General features: G+C 68.9%; 16 protein-coding genes. 11 read left to right on the top strand and 5 right to left on the bottom strand.

Annotated features, from left to right (window positions below; genetic code table 11):
- Positions 1-89 precede the first annotated feature (89 nt).
- A complete protein-coding gene (locus tag AB4851_RS17770) occupies positions 90-1,769 on the top strand; it encodes a Na+/H+ antiporter (RefSeq protein ID WP_414450887.1) in 1,680 nt (559 codons plus the stop codon).
- A 57-nt stretch (positions 1,770-1,826) separates the two neighbouring features.
- Here the strand turns inward: AB4851_RS17770 and AB4851_RS17765 are convergent, their stop codons facing one another.
- Complete coding sequence (locus AB4851_RS17765; RefSeq protein ID WP_414450886.1) at positions 1,827-5,435, bottom strand: indolepyruvate ferredoxin oxidoreductase family protein; 3,609 nt, start codon at positions 5,433-5,435, stop codon at positions 1,827-1,829.
- A gap of 296 nt (positions 5,436-5,731) precedes the next feature.
- Positions 5,732-6,751 carry a sulfate ABC transporter substrate-binding protein gene (locus tag AB4851_RS17760; protein ID WP_414450885.1) on the bottom strand — a complete coding sequence of 340 codons (1,020 nt, stop codon included), beginning with the start codon at positions 6,749-6,751 and terminating at the stop codon, positions 5,732-5,734.
- 135 nt (positions 6,752-6,886) lie between these two features.
- On the opposite strand from AB4851_RS17760, the gene AB4851_RS17755 reads away from it, so the two are divergent.
- Complete coding sequence (locus tag AB4851_RS17755; protein ID WP_414450884.1) at positions 6,887-7,084, top strand: hypothetical protein; 198 nt, start codon at positions 6,887-6,889, stop codon at positions 7,082-7,084.
- A 127-nt stretch (positions 7,085-7,211) separates the two neighbouring features.
- Positions 7,212-8,105: a 4-hydroxy-tetrahydrodipicolinate synthase gene (gene dapA, locus AB4851_RS17750; protein ID WP_414450883.1), complete on the top strand. Its 894-nt coding sequence runs from the start codon at positions 7,212-7,214 to the stop codon at positions 8,103-8,105.
- Between the two features lie 253 nt (positions 8,106-8,358).
- Here dapA and AB4851_RS17745 read toward each other — a convergent pair whose 3' ends face one another.
- Positions 8,359-9,318 carry a LysR substrate-binding domain-containing protein gene (locus AB4851_RS17745; RefSeq protein WP_414450882.1) on the bottom strand — a complete coding sequence of 320 codons (960 nt, stop codon included), beginning with the start codon at positions 9,316-9,318 and terminating at the stop codon, positions 8,359-8,361.
- A gap of 95 nt (positions 9,319-9,413) precedes the next feature.
- Here AB4851_RS17745 and AB4851_RS17740 point away from each other — a divergent pair, with 95 nt between their 5' ends.
- Positions 9,414-10,769, top strand: a complete 1,356-nt coding sequence (locus AB4851_RS17740) for an MFS transporter (RefSeq protein ID WP_414450881.1) — start codon at positions 9,414-9,416, stop codon at positions 10,767-10,769.
- Between the two features lie 127 nt (positions 10,770-10,896).
- Positions 10,897-11,325, top strand: a complete 429-nt coding sequence (locus tag AB4851_RS17735; protein WP_414450880.1) for a hypothetical protein — start codon at positions 10,897-10,899, stop codon at positions 11,323-11,325.
- Between the two features lie 130 nt (positions 11,326-11,455).
- Here AB4851_RS17735 and AB4851_RS17730 read toward each other — a convergent pair whose 3' ends face one another.
- Positions 11,456-12,100, bottom strand: coding sequence for an RBBP9/YdeN family alpha/beta hydrolase (locus tag AB4851_RS17730; RefSeq protein ID WP_414450879.1), 645 nt, complete (start codon positions 12,098-12,100; stop codon positions 11,456-11,458).
- Between the two features lie 215 nt (positions 12,101-12,315).
- Between AB4851_RS17730 and AB4851_RS17725 the strand changes: the two genes are divergently transcribed.
- The 6 genes from AB4851_RS17725 (at position 12,316) to AB4851_RS17700 (ending at position 16,471) form a co-directional block, all read left to right on the top strand.
- Positions 12,316-13,272: a 2-hydroxyacid dehydrogenase gene (locus AB4851_RS17725; RefSeq protein ID WP_414450878.1), complete on the top strand. Its 957-nt coding sequence runs from the start codon at positions 12,316-12,318 to the stop codon at positions 13,270-13,272.
- A gap of 98 nt (positions 13,273-13,370) precedes the next feature.
- Entirely contained in the window at positions 13,371-14,297 is a 927-nt protein-coding gene (locus AB4851_RS17720) for a hydroxymethylglutaryl-CoA lyase (protein WP_414450877.1), read from the top strand.
- Between the two features lie 39 nt (positions 14,298-14,336).
- Complete coding sequence (locus AB4851_RS17715; RefSeq protein ID WP_414443251.1) at positions 14,337-14,843, top strand: YbaK/EbsC family protein; 507 nt, start codon at positions 14,337-14,339, stop codon at positions 14,841-14,843.
- Positions 14,840-15,034, top strand: a complete 195-nt coding sequence (locus tag AB4851_RS17710) for a DUF1289 domain-containing protein (RefSeq protein WP_414450876.1) — start codon at positions 14,840-14,842, stop codon at positions 15,032-15,034. The genes AB4851_RS17715 and AB4851_RS17710 overlap by 4 nt, the downstream gene beginning before the upstream one ends.
- A 430-nt stretch (positions 15,035-15,464) precedes the next feature.
- Positions 15,465-15,950: a type VI secretion system tube protein TssD gene (tssD, locus tag AB4851_RS17705; RefSeq protein WP_414450875.1), complete on the top strand. Its 486-nt coding sequence runs from the start codon at positions 15,465-15,467 to the stop codon at positions 15,948-15,950.
- 2 nt (positions 15,951-15,952) lie between these two features.
- Positions 15,953-16,471, top strand: coding sequence for a DUF2778 domain-containing protein (locus AB4851_RS17700; protein WP_414450874.1), 519 nt, complete (start codon positions 15,953-15,955; stop codon positions 16,469-16,471).
- A 287-nt stretch (positions 16,472-16,758) separates the two neighbouring features.
- Here AB4851_RS17700 and AB4851_RS17695 read toward each other — a convergent pair whose 3' ends face one another.
- Positions 16,759-17,655 carry an alpha/beta fold hydrolase gene (locus AB4851_RS17695; RefSeq protein WP_414450873.1) on the bottom strand — a complete coding sequence of 299 codons (897 nt, stop codon included), beginning with the start codon at positions 17,653-17,655 and terminating at the stop codon, positions 16,759-16,761.
- Positions 17,656-17,783: the final 128 nt, after the last annotated feature.

Raw genomic sequence — 17,783 nt, 5'->3', positions numbered from 1 at the left:
ACCAATTCGGTGCGCATCGGCACGACGCCGTTCATCTTCGCGCGCTACACTCGCCCGGTCCCCCGCCTTACGAGAACCCGACTTTATCGATGGAAATCGTCTTCACCGTCCTCATCCTGCTGCTCGCGGTCGCGCTGTCCGGCATCGTGATCCGCCTGCTGCCCTGGCGCCCGCCGCTGCCGCTCATGCAGATCGTCATCGGCGCGCTGCTGGCCTGGCCGCGCCTGAAGCTGCATGTGAGCTTCGATCCTGAAATCTTCATGCTGCTGTTCATCCCGCCGCTGCTGTTTGCCGACGGCTGGCGGATTCCGAAACGCGAGCTGTACCTGCAACGACGCGCGATCCTGATGCTGGCGTTCGGGCTGGTGTTCATCACGGTGGTGGCGGTCGGCTACTTCGCGCACTGGCTGGTGCCGGGGCTGCCGCTGCCGGTGGCGTTCGCGCTGGCCGCCGTGCTGTCGCCCACCGACGCCGTGGCGCTGTCGGGCATCGCCGGGAAGGGCCGGATTCCGCCGCAACTGATGCACATCCTCGAAGGCGAGGCGCTGATGAACGACGCGTCGGGCCTGGTGGCGCTGAAGTTCGCGATCGCCGCCGCGCTCACCGGCGTGTTCTCGCTGCGCGAGGCATCGCTCGATTTCGTGCTGGTCGCGACCGGTGGCCTGGCGGCGGGCGCCGCGCTGGCCTGGCTGTTCAGCCTGCTGTCGACGCGCTTCCTGAACGCCGCGCAGGAAGGTGACCCGGCGCCCGGCATCGTCATGACGTTGCTGATCCCGTTCGCCTCGTACCTGATCGCCGAGCATTTCGGGCTGTCGGGCATCCTGTCGGCCGTGGCGGCCGGGATGATGATGAATTACACGAGCTTCTCGCGCAGCAGCACGGTGGCCGCGCGGGTGCGCGCCGAGAGCACCTGGTCGATGATCGAGTTCGTGTTCAACGGCATGGTGTTCATCCTGCTCGGCCTGCAGATGCCGCAGATCATCGGCCGCGCGCTGGTGTCGGCGCACCACCAGAGCGACGCGCTGGTGGCCACGATGATCGGCTCCGTGCTGGCGATGCTGGCCGCGCTGTACGCGATCCGTTTCACCTGGATCTGGCTGCTGCGCTGGATCGCCAGCCGGCGCGCCGCGCGGCGCGGCATGGCCGGCGCCATGCCCGGCTTTCGCACCCTCGCGCTGATGACGGTGGGCGGCGTGCGCGGCGCGGTCACGCTGGCCGGCGTGCTGTCGCTGCCGGTGACGCTCGGCAACGGCACGCCGCTGGCCGGGCGCGACACCGCCATCTTCATCGCCTCGGGCGTGATCCTCTGCTCGCTGCTGGTGGCGGTGGCGGGCCTGCCGCTGCTGCTGCGCGGCCTGCGCTCCACCCCGAACCCGCACCTGCGCGAGGAACGCGCGGCGCGCGCGACGGCGGCGCAGGCGGCGATCCGCGCGATCGACGCCACCCACGACACGCTGATCGCCGATCTCGACGAAGCCGATGCCGCGCGCTGCACCGACATCACCGCGCGCGTCATGGATCTCTACCGCCGCCGCCTCGATAGCCTCGACGACGACGACAGCGACGACGCCGCCACGCTGCGCGCCGAAGCCAAGCAAGCCGAACGCATGGAGTTGCAGATGAAGCTCGCGGCGATCCGCGCCGAGCGCGCGGCGCTGTACCGGATCCGCACCGAGCAGAAGATCAACGACGTGACGCTCGCCAAGCTGATGCGCGAAATCGACCTGTCGGAGACGGCGCTGACGACGCGCAAGAAAGGGCTGACCTGAGCACGACGGCCGCGCGTTGCCCGCGCGGCCGTCGTTTTTTAGCCGCGCGCCTCCGGCTTACTTCGCCGCAACCACCACCGGAATCGCGCGCAACGCGCCCGCGCCCTTGATCGCGTCGATCGCTTGCGCGACCGCCGCGCTCGTCGCCGCCTCGATGCCCGCCTGCAAGGCCAGCGCCGGTTCGGCGCGCTTCATCGCGGCCACGCCCGCCAGCTTCACCGGCCCGTAGCCCCGCACCTTCGCGGGCAGCGCGGCGAGCGCCGCCACGGCCTGCGCGTTGCCGTCCTTGCCCTCTTTGCCCTCTTTGCCCGCGTTCCCTGCTGCAAGCGCCGCGAACGCACGCGTCATGGTGACGGCGTAATCGTCGGCCAGCGCGCGCTCCATGCGGCGCTCGGCGGTGCGGCCGAACGGATCGAACGGCGTGCCGCGCAGGCCGCGGCAGCGCGCCAGCACGCCGAGCACCGGCCACATCCAGGCGCCGAAACGCTGCTTTTTCGGGCGCTCGCCGTGAACGGCCTTCGTGGTGGCGGGCGGCGCCAGATGGAAATCGATCCGGTAATCGCGACCGGCCACGCCGTCGAACTGCTCGCCGAGCGCGGCGCGGAAGCTGCCGTCGCTGTAGAGCCGCGCCACCTCGTATTCGTCCTTCACGGCCAGCAGCCGGTAGAACGCGGTCGCCACGGCCTCGGCGACCCGCGCGTCGCCGGTGGCGCGCGCGGCGTCCACCAGCGCGCGGTAGCGCGCCACCACGCGCCGGCCGCCGTAAGCATCGAGCCGCGCCGCGCGATCCGCTACCAGCGCGTCGAGCGTGCGCGGCGCGGCGGCGGCCCGCACCGGATGACGCGCCTGCCACAACGCCTCGAGCCCGGCCGGATCGCCCGCCGCCATCCGCCCGATCGAAAACGCCAGCCGGTTCGCGGCCACCGCCACGCCGTTCAGTTCGAGCGCGCGCATCAGCGCCGCCAGCGACACCGGCACCAGCCCGTGCTGCCACGCGAAGCCGAGCATCAGGATGTTCGCGCCGATCGAATCGCCGAGGAACCGCGCGGCCAGCGCCTGCGCATCGCATTCGGACACGCGCGCGGCGCCGGCCGCATGATGCATCTTGTCGAGCAGCGCATCGGCGTGCAGGCTCGCGTCGGGATCGCGCACGAACGCGGCGTTCGGGATCGGGTGGGTGTTGACGACGATGCGCGTGCGATCGTGGCGCACCGTCTGCAAGGCCTCGGCGCTCGCGCCCACCACCATGTCGCAGGCCAGCAGCAGGTCGGCCTGCTGCGTGTCGATGCGCACCTGGTTCAGCCACGCGTCGCGCGCGGCGATCCGCACGTAGGACAGCACCGCGCCGCCCTTCTGCGCGAAGCCCATGAAATCGAGCACCGACGCGCTGTTGCCCTCCAGGTGCGCGGCCATGCTGATCAGCGCGCCCACCGTCACCACCCCGGTGCCGCCCACGCCCGTCACCAGCATGTCGTACGGCGCCGCCTCGAGCCGCGCGGCGGGCGACGGCAGCGCCGCCACGCGCTCGGCCAGCGCGGCCTCGTCGAACGCGATGCCGGCCGCCTTCTTCAGCGCCGCACCCTCGACGGTCACGAAGCTCGGGCAGAAGCCGTTCACGCACGAGTAATCCTTGTTGCACGACGACTGATCGATGCGGCGCTTGCGGCCGAGCGGCGTCTCGACCGCCTCGACCGAAAGGCAATTCGACTGCACGCCGCAATCGCCACATCCTTCGCACACCTGTTCATTGATGAACGCGCGCCGGGCCGGGTCGGGATACTCGCCCTTCTTGCGGCGGCGGCGCTTCTCGGCCGCGCAGGTCTGGTCGTAGATCAGCACCGTCACGCCGTCGGTGTCGCGCAGCTCGCGCTGCACGGCGTCGAGCGCGTCGCGATGATGGAAGCTGGTGCCGCGCGGAAACGCGTCGCGCAGGCCGTCGTATTTTTGCGGCTCGTCGGACACCACCACGAAACGCGACACGCCCTCGGCCTCCACCTGCCGCGCGATCTGCGGCACCGACAGGCTGCCGTCCACCGGCTGGCCGCCGGTCATCGCCACCGCGTCGTTGTAGAGGATCTTGTAGGTGATGGTGGCGCGCGCGGCCACCGCCTGCCGGATCGCCAGGAGTCCGGAATGAAAGTAGGTGCCGTCGCCGAGGTTCTGGAACACGTGGCGGGTGCGCGTGAACATCGCGTGCGCGGCCCAGTCCACGCCCTCGCCGCCCATCTGGATCAGGCCGGTGGTGTCGCGCTCCATCCACGACGCCATGAAATGGCAGCCGATGCCGGCCTGCGCGACCGAGCCGTCCGGCACCCGGGTCGAGGTGTTGTGCGGGCAGCCCGAGCAGAAATACGGCGTGCGCCTGACCGCGTCGGCCGCGTTCGACAGGATGGCCGGCGCGATCAGGTCCACCACGCGCTCGCGACGGTCGAGCGCCGGGCGATGCCGCGCCAGCCAGTCGGCGAACACCGGCAGCACCCGCGACGGGCGCAGCTCGCCGAGCGCGGACAGCAACGGCGCGCCGGCAGCATCGTGCTTGCCGATCACGCGCGGCCGCGCGCCCGAGCTTCGGTTGTACAGATGCTCCTTGATCTGCTGCTCGATCACCGGCCCCTTCTCCTCGATCACCAGCACCTCGTCGAGGCCCTCGACGAAGCGCTCGAGCCGCGTGGTTTCGAGCGGAAACGACAGGCCGACCTTGTAGATGCGCACGCCGGCCGCGTCGAGATCGGCGGCGCTCAGGTCGAGCCGCCGCAGCGCTTCCATCAGGTCCGGATGCGCCTTGCCGCAGGTCACGATGCCGACGCTCGCGTGCGGGCTCGGCGCGATCCAGCGATCAATGCTGTTCACGCGCGCGAAATGGCGCACCGCGTCGAGCTTGGCCGCGAGCCGCGCCTCGATCGTCAGGCTCGGCAGGTCGGGCCAGCGGTTGTGCAGGCCGCCCGCCGGCGCGTCGAACGGCGGCGGCTCGGGCCAGTGCGTGACGAGCGCATCGAGATCAACCGTCGAGCCCGATTCGACCGTCTCCGAGATCGCCTTGAAGCCCACCCATGCGCCCGAGAAACGCGACAGCGCCCAGCCGTACAAACCGAATTCGAGCATGTCGGCGAGATTCGACGGGTTGAGCACCGGCATCTGCCAGCCCATCAGCGCGAAGTCGCTCTGGTGCGGCATCGACGACGACACGCAGCCGTGATCGTCGCCCGCCACCACCAGCACGCCGCCGTGCGGCGACGCGCCGTACGCGTTGCCGTGCTTGAGCGCGTCGCCGGCGCGATCCACGCCGGGGCCCTTGCCGTACCACATCGCGAACACGCCCTCGACGGTGCGCTCGGCATCCGCCTCGACGCGCTGCGTGCCGAGCACCGCCGTGCCGCCCAGTTCCTCGTTGATGGCCGGCAGGAAGCGCACGCGGGCCGCGTCGAGCAGCGCCTGCGCCTTCCACATCTGCTGATCGACCATGCCGAGCGGCGAGCCGCGATAGCCGCTCACGAAGCCGGCCGAATCGACGCCGCGCGCCGCGTCGCGCTGGCGCTGCATCAGCAGCAGGCGCACCAGCGCCTGGGTGCCGGTCAGGAACACGCGGCCGTGGGTGGCGGTGAGGTTGTCGGTGAGTTGGTAATCGGCGAGGGCGGGCGTGCCTTCGGTGGGCAATCGGGCGGTCATGGGGCTGTCTCCGGATGTCGGCGCCGGCGCGCCGGTTCGGCGTGGCCGGGGCGCGGCGGTTTTTTCGCTATTTTTTGCCCGCCCGCGAGAAATGTTTTTCCTGATCCCCCGGCCGATCGGCCGATTCGAGAAAATTCACCGAGGTTTTCAATCGATATCGAGTGAAATTTCGCTCAAGCTTTGTGCATTCGGGGTTGCTGCAACGCACCAATGAAAAAGGCGGAAGCGCCTGCGCGCTCCCGCCTTCTCGTCTTTCCGCGTCCTTCTGCGTGCTGCCGTCTGCTGCGATCCGGCGCTTACTTCCGGTCGACGATGATCTGGTCGAACGTGCCGCCGTCGGCGAAGTGGGTCTTCTGCACGTTGTCCCAACTGCCGAAGATCTGCTCGACGCTGAACGTCTTGAGCGTCTTGAACTCGGCCGCGTGCTGCTTGAGCACGGCCGCGTCGCGCGGGCGCAGGTGATGTTTCGCGATGATCTCCTGCCCGGCCGGCGAGTACAGGTAATCGAGGTAGGCCTGCGCGACCTTGCGCGTGCCCTTCTTGTCCACCACCTTGTCGACGATCGCCACCGGCGGCTCGGCCAGGATGCTGGCCGACGGGTAGACGGCGTCGAACTGCTCGCCGTTCGCGCCCGCATCCATCAGCGCCACTTCGTTCTCGAACGTGACGAGCACGTCGCCGATATCGCGCTGCGTGAAGGTGGTGGTCGCGCCGCGGCCGCCCGAATCGAGCACCGGCACGTTGCGGAAGATCGCCTTCTCGAAATCGACGGCCTGCGCGTCGCTCGCGCCCTTGAGCTTCTGGTATCCCCAGGCGGCCAGGTACGCATAGCGGCCGTTGCCCGAGGTCTTCGGGTTGGCGATCACGACCTGCACGCCGGGCTTGGCCAGGTCGCTCCAGTCGTGGATCTGCTTCGGGTTGCCGTGACGCACCAGGAACACCATGGTGGTCGAATACGGCGAGCTGCTGTCGGGCAGGCGCTTGCGCCAGTCCTTCGGCAGCAACTGGCCGCGATCGGCCAGCAGGTCGATGTCGTTCGGCTGGTTCATGGTCACCACGTCGGCCTGCAGGCCTTGCAGCACCGACAGCGCCTGCGCGCTCGACGCGCCGTGCGACTGGCGGATCGAGACCGTCTCGCCGGTCTTCTGCTTCCATGCCGCGATGAAGCCCGCGTCGATGTCCTTGTACAGCTCGCGCGTCACGTCGTACGACACGTTCAGCAACGCGGTGTCCGCGTGCGCGGCCGGTGCGGCCGTGACCAGCATCGCCGCCGCCCCCGCGATCAGCCAGCGGCCGATCCCTTGCGTCTGATTCATCGAGTCCTATCCCCTGTGTGGTCTGTCAGCCATTGGTAAGCGGCGATTGTAGCCAGCCCGGCGCGCGCGCCCTAAGACTCCTTCGTGCTTAGGTCACAACCAAAAGTCATTTGGCGGCTTGGGCGTGGAGAGCCGATGGCATGGTTCGCGCTGGTCAACGCGCGAAGGCCGATGCTAAGATTGCGGCTCGTTTCTTCACGGTTCACGTTCATGTCGTCGTTCGCGATGCCTTCGTTCCCGCGCCCTGCCACCCTCGCCCGCTCGTTCGATGCGGCCGAGGCCGTGATTGCGCGCGCAACCGTGTTGAAACTGAAAAAACGACTTCTCGACTGACGGGGAGTCGCGTCCCGTCAGGCGAAAGCCGGACGGGAACTCTCTCGGGCCTCCAGGCCCGTCTCATACCCCGGTCCGGCGCCCGCCGGCGGAACGTTTCCTTCACCACGTTCCCACCGAGGTTTGCATGTCCATCGATTTTTCCGGCATCTGGCTGCCGATCGTCACACCGTTCACGTCGCGCGAGGGCGAGGCTATCGATCACGCGTCGCTCGCGCGTCTCGCGCGGCATTACGTCGAGGCCGGCATCGCCGGCTTCGTGGCCTGCGCGACCACCGGCGAGGGTGCGCTGCTCGACGACGCCGAACAGGCCGCCGTATTCGCGACGCTGCGCGCCGCCGCGCCGGGCGTGCCGATCGTGCTGGGCCTGTCGCACAGCGCGACGCGGGGTGCCGTCGCGCGCGCCCGCGAACTGGCCTCGCTGGCGCCCGACGGCCTGCTCGTCACGCCGCCCACCTACGTGCGGCCGACGCAGGACGGCATCCGCCGTCACTTCGAGGCCGTCGTGCAGGCCGCCGATCTGCCGATGCTCGTCTACAACATTCCGTATCGCACCGGCGTGAACATCGAACTCGACACGCTGAAGGCGCTGGCCGAGGATGCGCGCATCGCGGGCATCAAGGAATGCGGCGGCTCGATCGACCGGATGATGCGGCTCGTCCATGAGACACCGCTGCGCGTGTTCTCCGGCGACGACAACCAGAACTTCGCGGCGCTCTGCGTGGGCGCGCACGGAGCGATCGTAAGCGCTGCGCATCTGTTCCCCGAGTGGCACGTCCGGGCTTACCGATGCGTGCATCAGGGCGACTGGGCCGGCGCGCGGCGGATCGCGGTGGCGTTGCAGCCGCTGGTGCGGGTGCTGTTCGAGGAACCGAACCCGGCGCCGGTGAAGGCGGCGCTGGCGGCGCACGCGCGCTGCGCGGACGGCTTGCGCTTGCCGTTCGTGCCGGCCAGTGATGGGCTGCGTGCGCGGATGCGGGGGGTGATCGGGGCGGTGGAGGCGGGATTGAGGAGGGTGTGAGTGGTGAGGCCGCGGGTGGTGATCGGACTGTGGCGGACAGTGACAGGCGCTGCCGGTTGATGATCACGTCTTGCCGATCGCTGCCCGACGGTGGTGGGCACCGCCGGTTGATAGCCGCGTGTGCCGATCGTTGCCCGGCGGTGGCAGTCGCTGCCGGTTGATGATCGCGTCTTGCCGATCGTTGCCGGCCACCTGCCGAGGGCCTGCGATGTCGGCATGCACGGTGCGCCGATCATCGATTCGCTCGCCCCGCTCAAGCCGCCAGTGAATCCTCGGCAGCTTCCGTCGAATCCGCCGCGCGGCTCACCGCCTGCCGGACGATCCGCATCAGTTGCTCGGCGGTCGGCGTGCGCGATTCGGCACGCCGCAGCAGCACCAGCGGCAACGGCGGCAAATCCGGCAAGCCATGTGCGGCGGCATCGAGCGGCCGCACCGTTGCGGGCAGCCCGTAACGCGTGCGCACCGTCACGCCCAGCCCAGCCGCGGCCGCCGCCCACAAGCCGGCCAGGCTCGGGCTCGTGAAGGCGATCCGCCAGCGCAAACCGGCGCGATCGAGCGCCGCGGAGCCCGCCGCGAAGAACGCGCAGGGCCGGTCGAACGCGACCAGCGGCAACGGCTCGCCGTTCTCGCGCCACGCGTCGGCGGCGGCCCGCGCGGCGGGCGAGGCCGCGCCTGCCCAGCACATCGGCGCCATCGCGATCAGCTCGGCCTCGATGCCCTCGCGCGCCGCCACCGAGGTGGCCGCGGGGTCGCCCCAGACCAGCGCGAGATCGAGCTGCCGCGCGTCGAGCCGTTCCAGCAGTTCGGTATTGCGCGCCACGCGCGCCTCGATGCGCACCAGCGGATGCGCGCGCGCAAAACGCCCGAGCACGTCGGGCAGCAGGCTCTCGCCGAAATCCTCCTGCATGCCGATCCGCACCCAGCCGTCGAGCGTCGCGCCGCGCACCGCCGAGGCGGCCTCGTCGTTCAGCTCGATCAGCCGACGTGCATAACGCAGCATCGCCTCGCCGGCGTCGGTCAGCGCCAGCCCGCGCCCCGCCTTGCGGAACAGCGGCGCGCCGGCCTGCGCCTCGAGCTTGCGAACCTGCGCGCTGACCGCCGACGACGAACGCGCCACCCGATCGGCCGCCTTCGCGAAGCTGCCGAGATCGATGCCGGCAACCAGACTGCGCAGCGCGGCGATGTCGAAGTTCGTATGCGACATGGCAATCATCCTGATTTATCGAACGATTCAAACAAAACTTTCTGATTTTCAGCATGAATCTACGAGGCGACACTGACGGCGTCAACCACTCCCGGACCCGCACCATGCGCCTCTCCTCTTTCTCGACGCCTGCCCGAGCCCCGCTCGCGCGGGCCGCGCACGCCGAACGCGGCGAGGCGCATCGCTGGCGCGTGCTGGCCGTCGGCGTGCTGGCGAACGTGGCGTTCTCGGCGGCGGCGGCCGGCATCCCGACTACCGCGATCTCGCTGCGCAGCGCATATCGGCTCGATAACGGCGCGCTCGGGATCGTGATCGGTGCGCTCGGGTTGGGCGTGGCGGTGTTCGAGGTGCCCTGGGGGCTGGCCGCCGACCGCTGGGGCGACCGTCGCGTGCTGCTCATCGGGTTGGCCGCGATGGCGGCCATGCTGGCGACGATGGCGGCCGGCATGGTGCCGCACGGCGGCTGGACGCCGCCGCTCGCGTGGCTGGTTGCCGCCATGGCGTTGACCGGCCTGACGGGCGGCAGCGTCAATGGCGCGAGCGGCCGGGCCGTGATGCGCTGGTTCCGCGACCACGAACGCGGCCTCGCGATGAGCATCCGGCAGACCGCCGTGCCGCTCGGCGGCGGCCTCGGCGCGGCGCTGCTGCCGCCGCTGGCCGCGCACGCGGGCTTCGCGGCCGTGTTCGGCGTGCTGGGCGGGTTCGTGGCGCTGGCGGCGCTCCTGACGTGGCGCTGGCTGCATGAGCCGCCTGGGGATGAGGTGACGCCGGTTGCTGGGTCTGCTGGGAATGCTGGGAATGCTGGGAATGCTGGGGCCACCGAGACCACCAGAACCACTGGAGCCGTCAATGCCGCCAGTGCCTCCGCCACTCAATCCCTGCGCGATCCGACGCTGCGGCGTCTCGTCCTCGGCATCGGGCTGCTCTGCGCGCCGCAGTTCGCCATCCTCAGCTTCGCGACGGTGTTCCTGCACGATTTCGCCGGCTTCAGCACGGCGCGCATCGGCATCGCGATGGTGACGATCCAGCTTGGCGCCATGGTGTCGCGCGTCTGGAGCGGACGCGCGACCGACCGGCGCGGCAACCGGCGCGCGTTCGTGCGCGGCACGGTCGGGCTGGCGCTCGCGCTGTTCGCGGCGCTCGTCGCGGCCACGTTCGCCGCCAGCGAAGCGCGTTCGGCGCTGACCATCGATCTCGCCGCGCTGCTGTTGGTGGCGGCCGGCATCGCGGTTTCCGCCTGGCACGGCGTGGCCTACGCCGAACTGGCGACGATGGCCGGCGCGCAGCGCGCGGGAACCGCGCTCGGCATGGCCAATACGGTCGTCTACGCCGGCTATTTCCTGACGCCGCTGGCTATCCCGGCCTTGCTGGCATGGGGCGGCTGGCAACTCGTCTGGTTGGCCGCCGCCGCGGTCGTGCTGCTCGCGCTGCCGTGTTTCCCTCGCGCGGCCGCCCGCTGAGGCGACGAGGATCGGGCGGCGGGACGCTTCATACGCGCTTCACACGCCCGTCGCACCGGCGGGCCATACTGTGCGCCCCGCCCGCGCCGCTGCCCGCGCGCCGGCGAACCCGCCAAGGAGGTAATCGATGTTCCGACCGGCTGCCGCGTCCGTCCTGTTGATCGCGCTGGGGCTTGCGGCCTGCAGCGACGATTCGCATCACGGCTCCTCGACGTCGTCCGATGCGGCGGCGAACCTGCCCGCCAGCGGTGACGGCAACGCCAGCGCGTTCAACGGCGATGCGTCGGCGGCATCGAGCGCCGCGCCCACGCCGGCCTCGGGCCAGCCGCCGCTCGCGCCGCCGGTGGTGCATTACCCGCCGAGCGACGACGCGGCATCGGGCGCCATGCCACCCGCACCGCCGCCGCCGGGCGGCCCGGGCGACCCCGGCACGCCGGCCCCGCCGCCGGGGAATGCACCGAGCGCGGACGGAAATGGCAACGCGAGCCCGCCGTCGAACATTCCGCCGAGCCAGTTGCCGGCGCCGAATTCGGGATCGAGGCCGTCGCGGGGGTGAGTCGGTTGCGTTATTTTTTTGCAGAAAATGGCCGATACATTTGATTATCTGCAATCAAACAACGCAACCCCCAAAGCAAAACGGGCAGCCCGCAGGCCACCCGTCCCCAATCCAATCCCCGTCCCCCGCCTCAAACCGCAAACGCGAAATTCCGCTCCCCCGCCGCCCTGAGCACATCGCCCCGCGCCTCTTCACGCGCCTCGCGAAACCGCAGCGGCGCGGCGCAATGCACGAGCGTATCGATGAAATACTTGGCGCGCGGCCACGGCCCGAAGCCGGCCGCGGTATTGATATGCCCGGCGTCGCCGAGATTGACGAACGCGCTGCCGAACTGGCGCGCCAGCTCGCGCGCGTCGCCAAGCGTCATCCATGGGTCGGTCTCGCTGCCGATCAGGATCGACGGCACCGGCAGGCGCCGTGCCTCGAACGCACCGGCAAACGCGAATTTCTGCGGGCTGGCAGGCGCGACGAACAGCACGCCGGCCACTACCGAGGGGTCGAGCGCGAGATCGCCGCGCAACAGCGCATGCGCCGTCGCGAGACAGCCGAAGCTATGAGCGGCCAGCACGACCGGGCCGCGTTCGCGCGCAAGCGTGTCGCGCACCGCGCCGGCCCAGCGCACCAGATGCGGCGCCTCCCAGTCGTCCTGCTCCACGCGCAGCGAGCGCGCGAACTGCCGTTCGAGCCAGCTTTGCCAATGCGCTCCCTCGCTGCCGTGCAGGCCGGGCACGGTCACCACACGCGGCGGCCACGTCGATTTGCTGCAGATGGACATCGCTTCCCCCTCGCTTGCGGGCGAACCCGTTTCCGATCGTTTGACGCACCGATTGTCGGCCGCGCCTCGCGGGCGGCGAACCAATTTTTCCTGCTTTGCAATTTCGACGCTGCGGCGTCGGGCCGCTCGACGCCGTAAAATGGCCGTTTCCCGCGCGACGGGGCCAGATGCCGGCTTCGCGCACCCTCGCGCAACCTGCCAGCACCCAAGCACTCATGCAGATCCTGTTCCACGACACCCAAGATTCGTTCGCCGACTGGCGCACCGGCATCGAAGCCGCGCTGCCCGGCGCGACGCTGCGCGCCTGGCAACCGGGCGACGCCGCCCCCGCCGACTACGCGATGGTCTGGCGCCCGCCCGCCGAATTGCTCGCGCCGCGCGCGGGCCTGAAGGCGATCTTCAATCTCGGCGCCGGCGTGGACGCGCTGCTCGACTTCGAACGCGAACAACCGGGCACGCTGCCGGCCGGCGTGCCGCTCGTGCGGCTCGAAGATACCGGCATGGGCCAGCAGATGATCGAGTACGTCGCCTACGGCGTGCTGCGCTATCTGCGCCGTTTCGACGACTACGCCGCGCTCCAGCGCGAGCACCGCTGGCAGCCGCTCGATGCGCACCCGCGCGAGCGGTTCGTGGTGGGCGTGCTCGGGCTCGGCGTGCTCGGCGCGCAGGTCGCGCGCGCCCTGGCCGGGCTCGGCCTGACCGTGCGCGGCTTCAGCCGCGGCGCGAAATCGCTGGACGGCGTGACCACCTTCCACGGCAGCCCGCGCCCCGGCGACGCCGGCTTCGACGCGTTCTCGCAAGGCCTCAAGGTGCTCGTCAACCTGCTGCCGAGCACGCCCGACACGCACGGCGCGCTGCACGCCGGCGTGTTCGCGCAACTCGCGCCCGGCGCGTTCGTGATCAACGTCGCGCGCGGCGCGCATCTGGTCGAGCCGGACCTGCTCGACGCGCTCGCCTCGGGCCAGCTCGAAGGCGCGCTGCTCGACGTGCTGCACACCGAACCGCTGCCGGCCGAGCATCCGTTCTGGGCGCATCCGCGCATCACGATCACGCCGCACGTCTCGGCCGAAACCGAACGCGACGGCGCGGTCGCGCAGATCGCCGCGAAGATCCGCGCGTTCGAGCGCGGCGACGCCGTCACCGGCATCATCGATCTCGCGCGCGGCTACTAGCCGCCGCACCCGCCGGGCCGCGCGGCGCGATCCGCCGCCGGCCCGCCAATCGCACCCGGCGCACGTACCGCGTGCGCCACCGAACGATGGAGACAAGCATGACCACCCCCACAGCCGTGAAGATCGTCGAGGTCGGGCCGCGCGACGGTCTGCAGAACGAAAAGACCTTCGTGCCCACCGACGTGAAGATCGCGCTGGTCGATCGGCTCTCGCACGCGGGCTTCCGCAACGTCGAAGCCGCGTCGTTCGTGTCGCCGAAATGGGTGCCGCAGATGGCCGACGGCGCCGAGCTGATGGCCGGCATCGCGCGCCGCCCCGGCACGCTCTATTCCGCGCTGACGCCGAACCTCAAGGGCCTGGAGAACGCGCTGGCCGCGCGCGCCGACGAGGTCGTGATCTTCGGCGCGGCGAGCGAGGCGTTCTCGCAGAAGAACATCAACTGCAGCATCGCCGAGAGCATCGCGCGCTTCGAGCCGGTCGCGCGGGCCGCGAAAGAGGCCGGCGTGCGGCTGCGCGGCAGCGTGTCGTGCGCGCTCGGCTGCCCGTATCAGGGCGAGGTGCCGGTGGCCGCCGTGATCGACGTGGTCGAGCGCTTCGCCGCGCTCGGCTGCGACGAGATCGACATCGCCGACACCATCGGCGTGGGCACCGCCGCGCAGACGCGCGCGGTGCTGGCCGCCGTCGCCCGGGTGTTCCCGCGCGAGCGGCTGTCGGGCCACTTCCACGACACCTACGGGCAGGCGCTCGGCAACATTTACGCCGCGCTGCTCGAAGGCATCGAGATCTTCCACGCCTCCGTCGCCGGCCTGGGCGGCTGCCCGTATGCGAAGGGCGCCACCGGCAACGTCGCGACCGAGGACGTGCTGTACCTGATGCAGGGCCTCGGCATCGAGACCGGCATCGACCTGATGGAAGTCGTCGAGGCCGGCGACTTCATTTCGCGCGCGCTCGGCCGCGCCAACGCCTCGCGCGCCGGCCGCGCGCTGCTCGCCAAGCGCGGCGACGCGCAAGCGGCCAGCGCCTGATCGCCTCCCCGCCCTTTCACTCTTCATAACGACCGACTCATGCCGACTCCGACCCCAGCCGACCAGCTTCCCGAATCCGCGCGCCGCGTCGCGCAACTGTTGATCGAGCGCGGCCACGCGAAGGGCGTGGTGGTGCTCGACGAAACCGGCCGCACCTCGGCCGAAGCCGCGGCCGGGCTCGGCTGCGACGTCGCGCAGATCGCCAAGTCGATCCTGTTCCGGCGCAAGTCCGACGGCGCGCCGGTGCTGGTGGTGGCAAGCGGCGCGAACCGCGTCGACGAGAAGAAGGTGGCCGAGCGCGTCGGCGAGATCGGCCGCGCCGATGCGAAGTTCGTGCGCGAGAACACCGGCTATGCGATCGGCGGCGTCTGCCCGATCGGCCATCTGGTCAAGCCGGTGATGCTGATCGACGCGGACCTGTTCGCCTACGATGCGCTGTGGGCCGCGGCCGGGCATCCGCACGCGGTGTTCACGCTGTCGCCGCAGGAGCTGGCCGACCTGACCGGCGCGCCGGTGGTGGACGTGGCGCTGCGCGAGCCGGCGTGAGCCGCGACGGCGCCGAGGTGGCCGGGGTGGCGTCCCCCTGCGTGGGCGTGTGCCAGGTCGATGCGAAAGCGAACTGGTGCACCGGCTGCCGCCGCACGCTCGACGAAATCGCGGCCTGGCGGGATCTGGATGCGGACGGGAAGCGGGAGGTGTTGAGGCGGGTGGAGGGGCGGTGGTTCGATGAGCGGTGAGCCGCGCGCGCCGAACAAAAAAAAGCCGTTCAACCAAGAATTGTTGAACGGCGCTCAGAGTCGAATCCCGTTGACGTGATCAACGATGAGCCCATCATACGAGCACCGATTTTGCGTCGGCATCGGGAGTTTCCCTACAGATCGAAATCCACGCGCCGCACTGTGCTGCGCGCCCGTTTCCGCTAGATCGCTGCGGGCATACCGCGCCTCGCATCATGGGCGCCGATGAGCGAAACGGTGCACGGAAAACTTGCTCGCGTTTCGGGGATCATGTGCGGCGCAAACGCATTTGCCGGGAAGCGAACCGCGTCGGCGGCAGGGACATGCCTGCACGCTGTTTGAGTTGAATCACCCAAGCGGTTTCTTTCAAACGTCATCGTTTGGATTTGGGGTAATTTAGCCAACCCCAATCAACCTCGACCAATAAAACATGGCAATCCCGGCATACATGTGGCTAAAGGATGATGGCGGCGCGAAAATCGCCGGCTCGGTCACGGTTCAGGATCGCGAAGGAAGCATCGAAGTCATTGGATTCGGTCACGGAATCAACCTTCCAGTGGACAACAAGACCGGCGATATCACGGGTTGTCGCACTCATGCCCCGATACATATCGAAAAGGAATTCGACGCATCCAGTCCTTACCTGTACAAAGCCGTCTCCAGAGGCCAGACACTGCAATCCGCCGAGCTCAAGTGGTACCGGATCAACGATGCAGGCCAGGAAGAGGTGTACTTCATCATGCTCATGGAGGGCGTGAAGGTCACCGGCATCAATCCTGGAATGGCAAACACCAAATTCGACGACATGTCCCGACTCAACCACGTCGAATCGGTGTCTTTGCTGTATGACCGCATCACTTGGCACTATACCGACGGCAACATCAAGTTCACGGATAGCTGGAGAGACCGGTCCTGATCATGGCGCTACAAGGCAAATTCGTTGTCGGCAATGCGCCGCTTGAGCCGCTTACCCTGTTTGGCGTGGGGACGTTCATGGCTTTCTCGGGCAACAGCGTTTACCGCAACCGTGGCGGCTGCACAGCCGTCCTCAACAATGGCCCTATTCCTGCTGGAAAGTATTGGATCGTCGATCGTCCGACCGGAGGCATTCGCTCACGCACCGAAGCGTGGCTTAAAGATACGACCAACGCTCTGCTTGGAAAACCATCGCATCGCGACGAGTGGTTCGCGCTTTATCGAGACGACGGCCTCATCGACGATTGGACATGGGTGGATGGGGTAAAGCGCGGGCAATTCCGGCTGCATCCGGCAGGGGGGCGAGGTGCATCGCTCGGATGCGTCACCTTGCCAAGTTACGCCGATTTCTCGCGAATACGGCAAGCACTTCTGCACACCAGCACGCTACCTGCCGGCAACTCCGGGATAAACGCTTACGGTTGGATAGAGGTGATCGCCAATGGCCGTTCTTGTCCGTAGGTTTCTCCAGGCAACGTTGCTGTGCGGCCTGTTTTTCATATCCGTCAGGTACATTTATGGCGCGCTGCTTTTTTATCCGCCGTGGCACGACAGCTATTCGTTTTTCATTGCCGAATCACTTGGATTTCGGGATATCGAGCTATTTGATTCCGTCCTGGCACTCATGGCCGGCGTGATCATGACAATAGTCGAATATCTATTGATACGATCGATATGGAGACGCCGTCGCTGCCCGTGGAAAAACTCGGAGATCAGCAACCACTGAAATGCCATCGATCCCGGCAGCGTCAACCGCCTCCCTCCCCCGCCTCGAAGAACGCCAGAATCTCCTCCAGCAACACCCCCGGCGCTTCCTCCGGAATGTAATGCCCGCATTCGAGCGCGCGGCCGCTCACGTCGCGCGCCACGGCGCGCCATTCCTCGAGCGGATCGAAGCAGCGCGCCACCGTGCCCTCGGCGCCCCACAGCACGCGCAACGGGCAGGCCACGCGCGTGCCGCGTTCGAGATCGGCGCGGTCGTGGTCGAGATCGATGGTGGCCGACGCGCGGTAGTCCTCGCACATCGCATGCACCGCGCCCGGCTGTTTCAGCGCCTGCCGGTAGGCATCGAGCGCGGCCGGCGCGAACGGCGCGAGGCCGGCCGAACGGCTGCCCATCACGCGCTCGACGTACGCGTCGGGGTTGCCCTCGATCAGCGTCTCGGGCAGCGGCGGCGGCTGGATCAGGAAGAACCAGTGGAAATAGGCGGTGGCGAACGCACGATCGGTCTTTTCGTACATGGCGAGCGTCGGCGCGATATCGAGCAGCATCGCGCGCTCGACCACCTCGGGATGATCGAGCGCCATGCGGTGCGCGACGCGCGCGCCGCGATCGTGCGCGCACACGCAGAAGCGCTCGTAGCCGAAGTGGCGCATCACGGCGACCTGGTCGGCCGCCATCGCGCGCTTCGAATACGTGAGGTGCGCGGCGTCGCCCTTCGGCTTGGACGACGCGCCGTAACCGCGCAAATCCGTGGCGATCACGGTGAAGCGGCGCGCCAGCGCGGCCGCGACGCGATGCCAGATCATGTGGGTCTGCGGATGGCCGTGCAGCAACAGCAAGGGCGGCCCGGAGCCGCCCTTGACGCCGAAAATGTCGACGTCATCCACCGTCACATTGAACGATGCAAACTCGTCAAACGACATGGCGATAGTCTCACTGATCGGGTGGTGGTAGCCGCCATTGTAGGAGCCGGGTGCGGCGCGAACAGGCGTTAGCCCACGCAAACCGTAGAACCCGAACACTCATTCGATACGAACGTTCGATGCATCGC

The sequence above is a fragment of the Burkholderia sp. 22PA0099 genome (assembly GCF_047497165.1).
Classification (GTDB): domain Bacteria; phylum Pseudomonadota; class Gammaproteobacteria; order Burkholderiales; family Burkholderiaceae; genus Burkholderia.
Note: the sequence above shows the minus strand (reverse complement) of the source record. Positions and strands in the feature narration are given on the sequence as shown.

Coding starts and splice junctions, on each gene's coding strand:
- tssD (WP_414450875.1), top strand. CDS start 15,465: ATGGCAATCCCGGCATACATGTGGCTAAAGGATGATGGCGGCGCGAAA.
- AB4851_RS17730 (WP_414450879.1), bottom strand. CDS start 12,100: ATGTCCATCTGCAGCAAATCGACGTGGCCGCCGCGTGTGGTGACCGTG.
- AB4851_RS17725 (WP_414450878.1), top strand. CDS start 12,316: ATGCAGATCCTGTTCCACGACACCCAAGATTCGTTCGCCGACTGGCGC.
- AB4851_RS17735 (WP_414450880.1), top strand. CDS start 10,897: ATGTTCCGACCGGCTGCCGCGTCCGTCCTGTTGATCGCGCTGGGGCTT.
- AB4851_RS17755 (WP_414450884.1), top strand. CDS start 6,887: ATGGCATGGTTCGCGCTGGTCAACGCGCGAAGGCCGATGCTAAGATTG.
- AB4851_RS17760 (WP_414450885.1), bottom strand. CDS start 6,751: ATGAATCAGACGCAAGGGATCGGCCGCTGGCTGATCGCGGGGGCGGCG.
- AB4851_RS17695 (WP_414450873.1), bottom strand. CDS start 17,655: ATGTCGTTTGACGAGTTTGCATCGTTCAATGTGACGGTGGATGACGTC.
- AB4851_RS17770 (WP_414450887.1), top strand. CDS start 90: ATGGAAATCGTCTTCACCGTCCTCATCCTGCTGCTCGCGGTCGCGCTG.
- AB4851_RS17740 (WP_414450881.1), top strand. CDS start 9,414: ATGCGCCTCTCCTCTTTCTCGACGCCTGCCCGAGCCCCGCTCGCGCGG.
- AB4851_RS17745 (WP_414450882.1), bottom strand. CDS start 9,318: ATGATTGCCATGTCGCATACGAACTTCGACATCGCCGCGCTGCGCAGT.
- AB4851_RS17715 (WP_414443251.1), top strand. CDS start 14,337: ATGCCGACTCCGACCCCAGCCGACCAGCTTCCCGAATCCGCGCGCCGC.
- AB4851_RS17700 (WP_414450874.1), top strand. CDS start 15,953: ATGGCGCTACAAGGCAAATTCGTTGTCGGCAATGCGCCGCTTGAGCCG.
- AB4851_RS17765 (WP_414450886.1), bottom strand. CDS start 5,435: ATGACCGCCCGATTGCCCACCGAAGGCACGCCCGCCCTCGCCGATTAC.
- dapA (WP_414450883.1), top strand. CDS start 7,212: ATGTCCATCGATTTTTCCGGCATCTGGCTGCCGATCGTCACACCGTTC.
- AB4851_RS17720 (WP_414450877.1), top strand. CDS start 13,371: ATGACCACCCCCACAGCCGTGAAGATCGTCGAGGTCGGGCCGCGCGAC.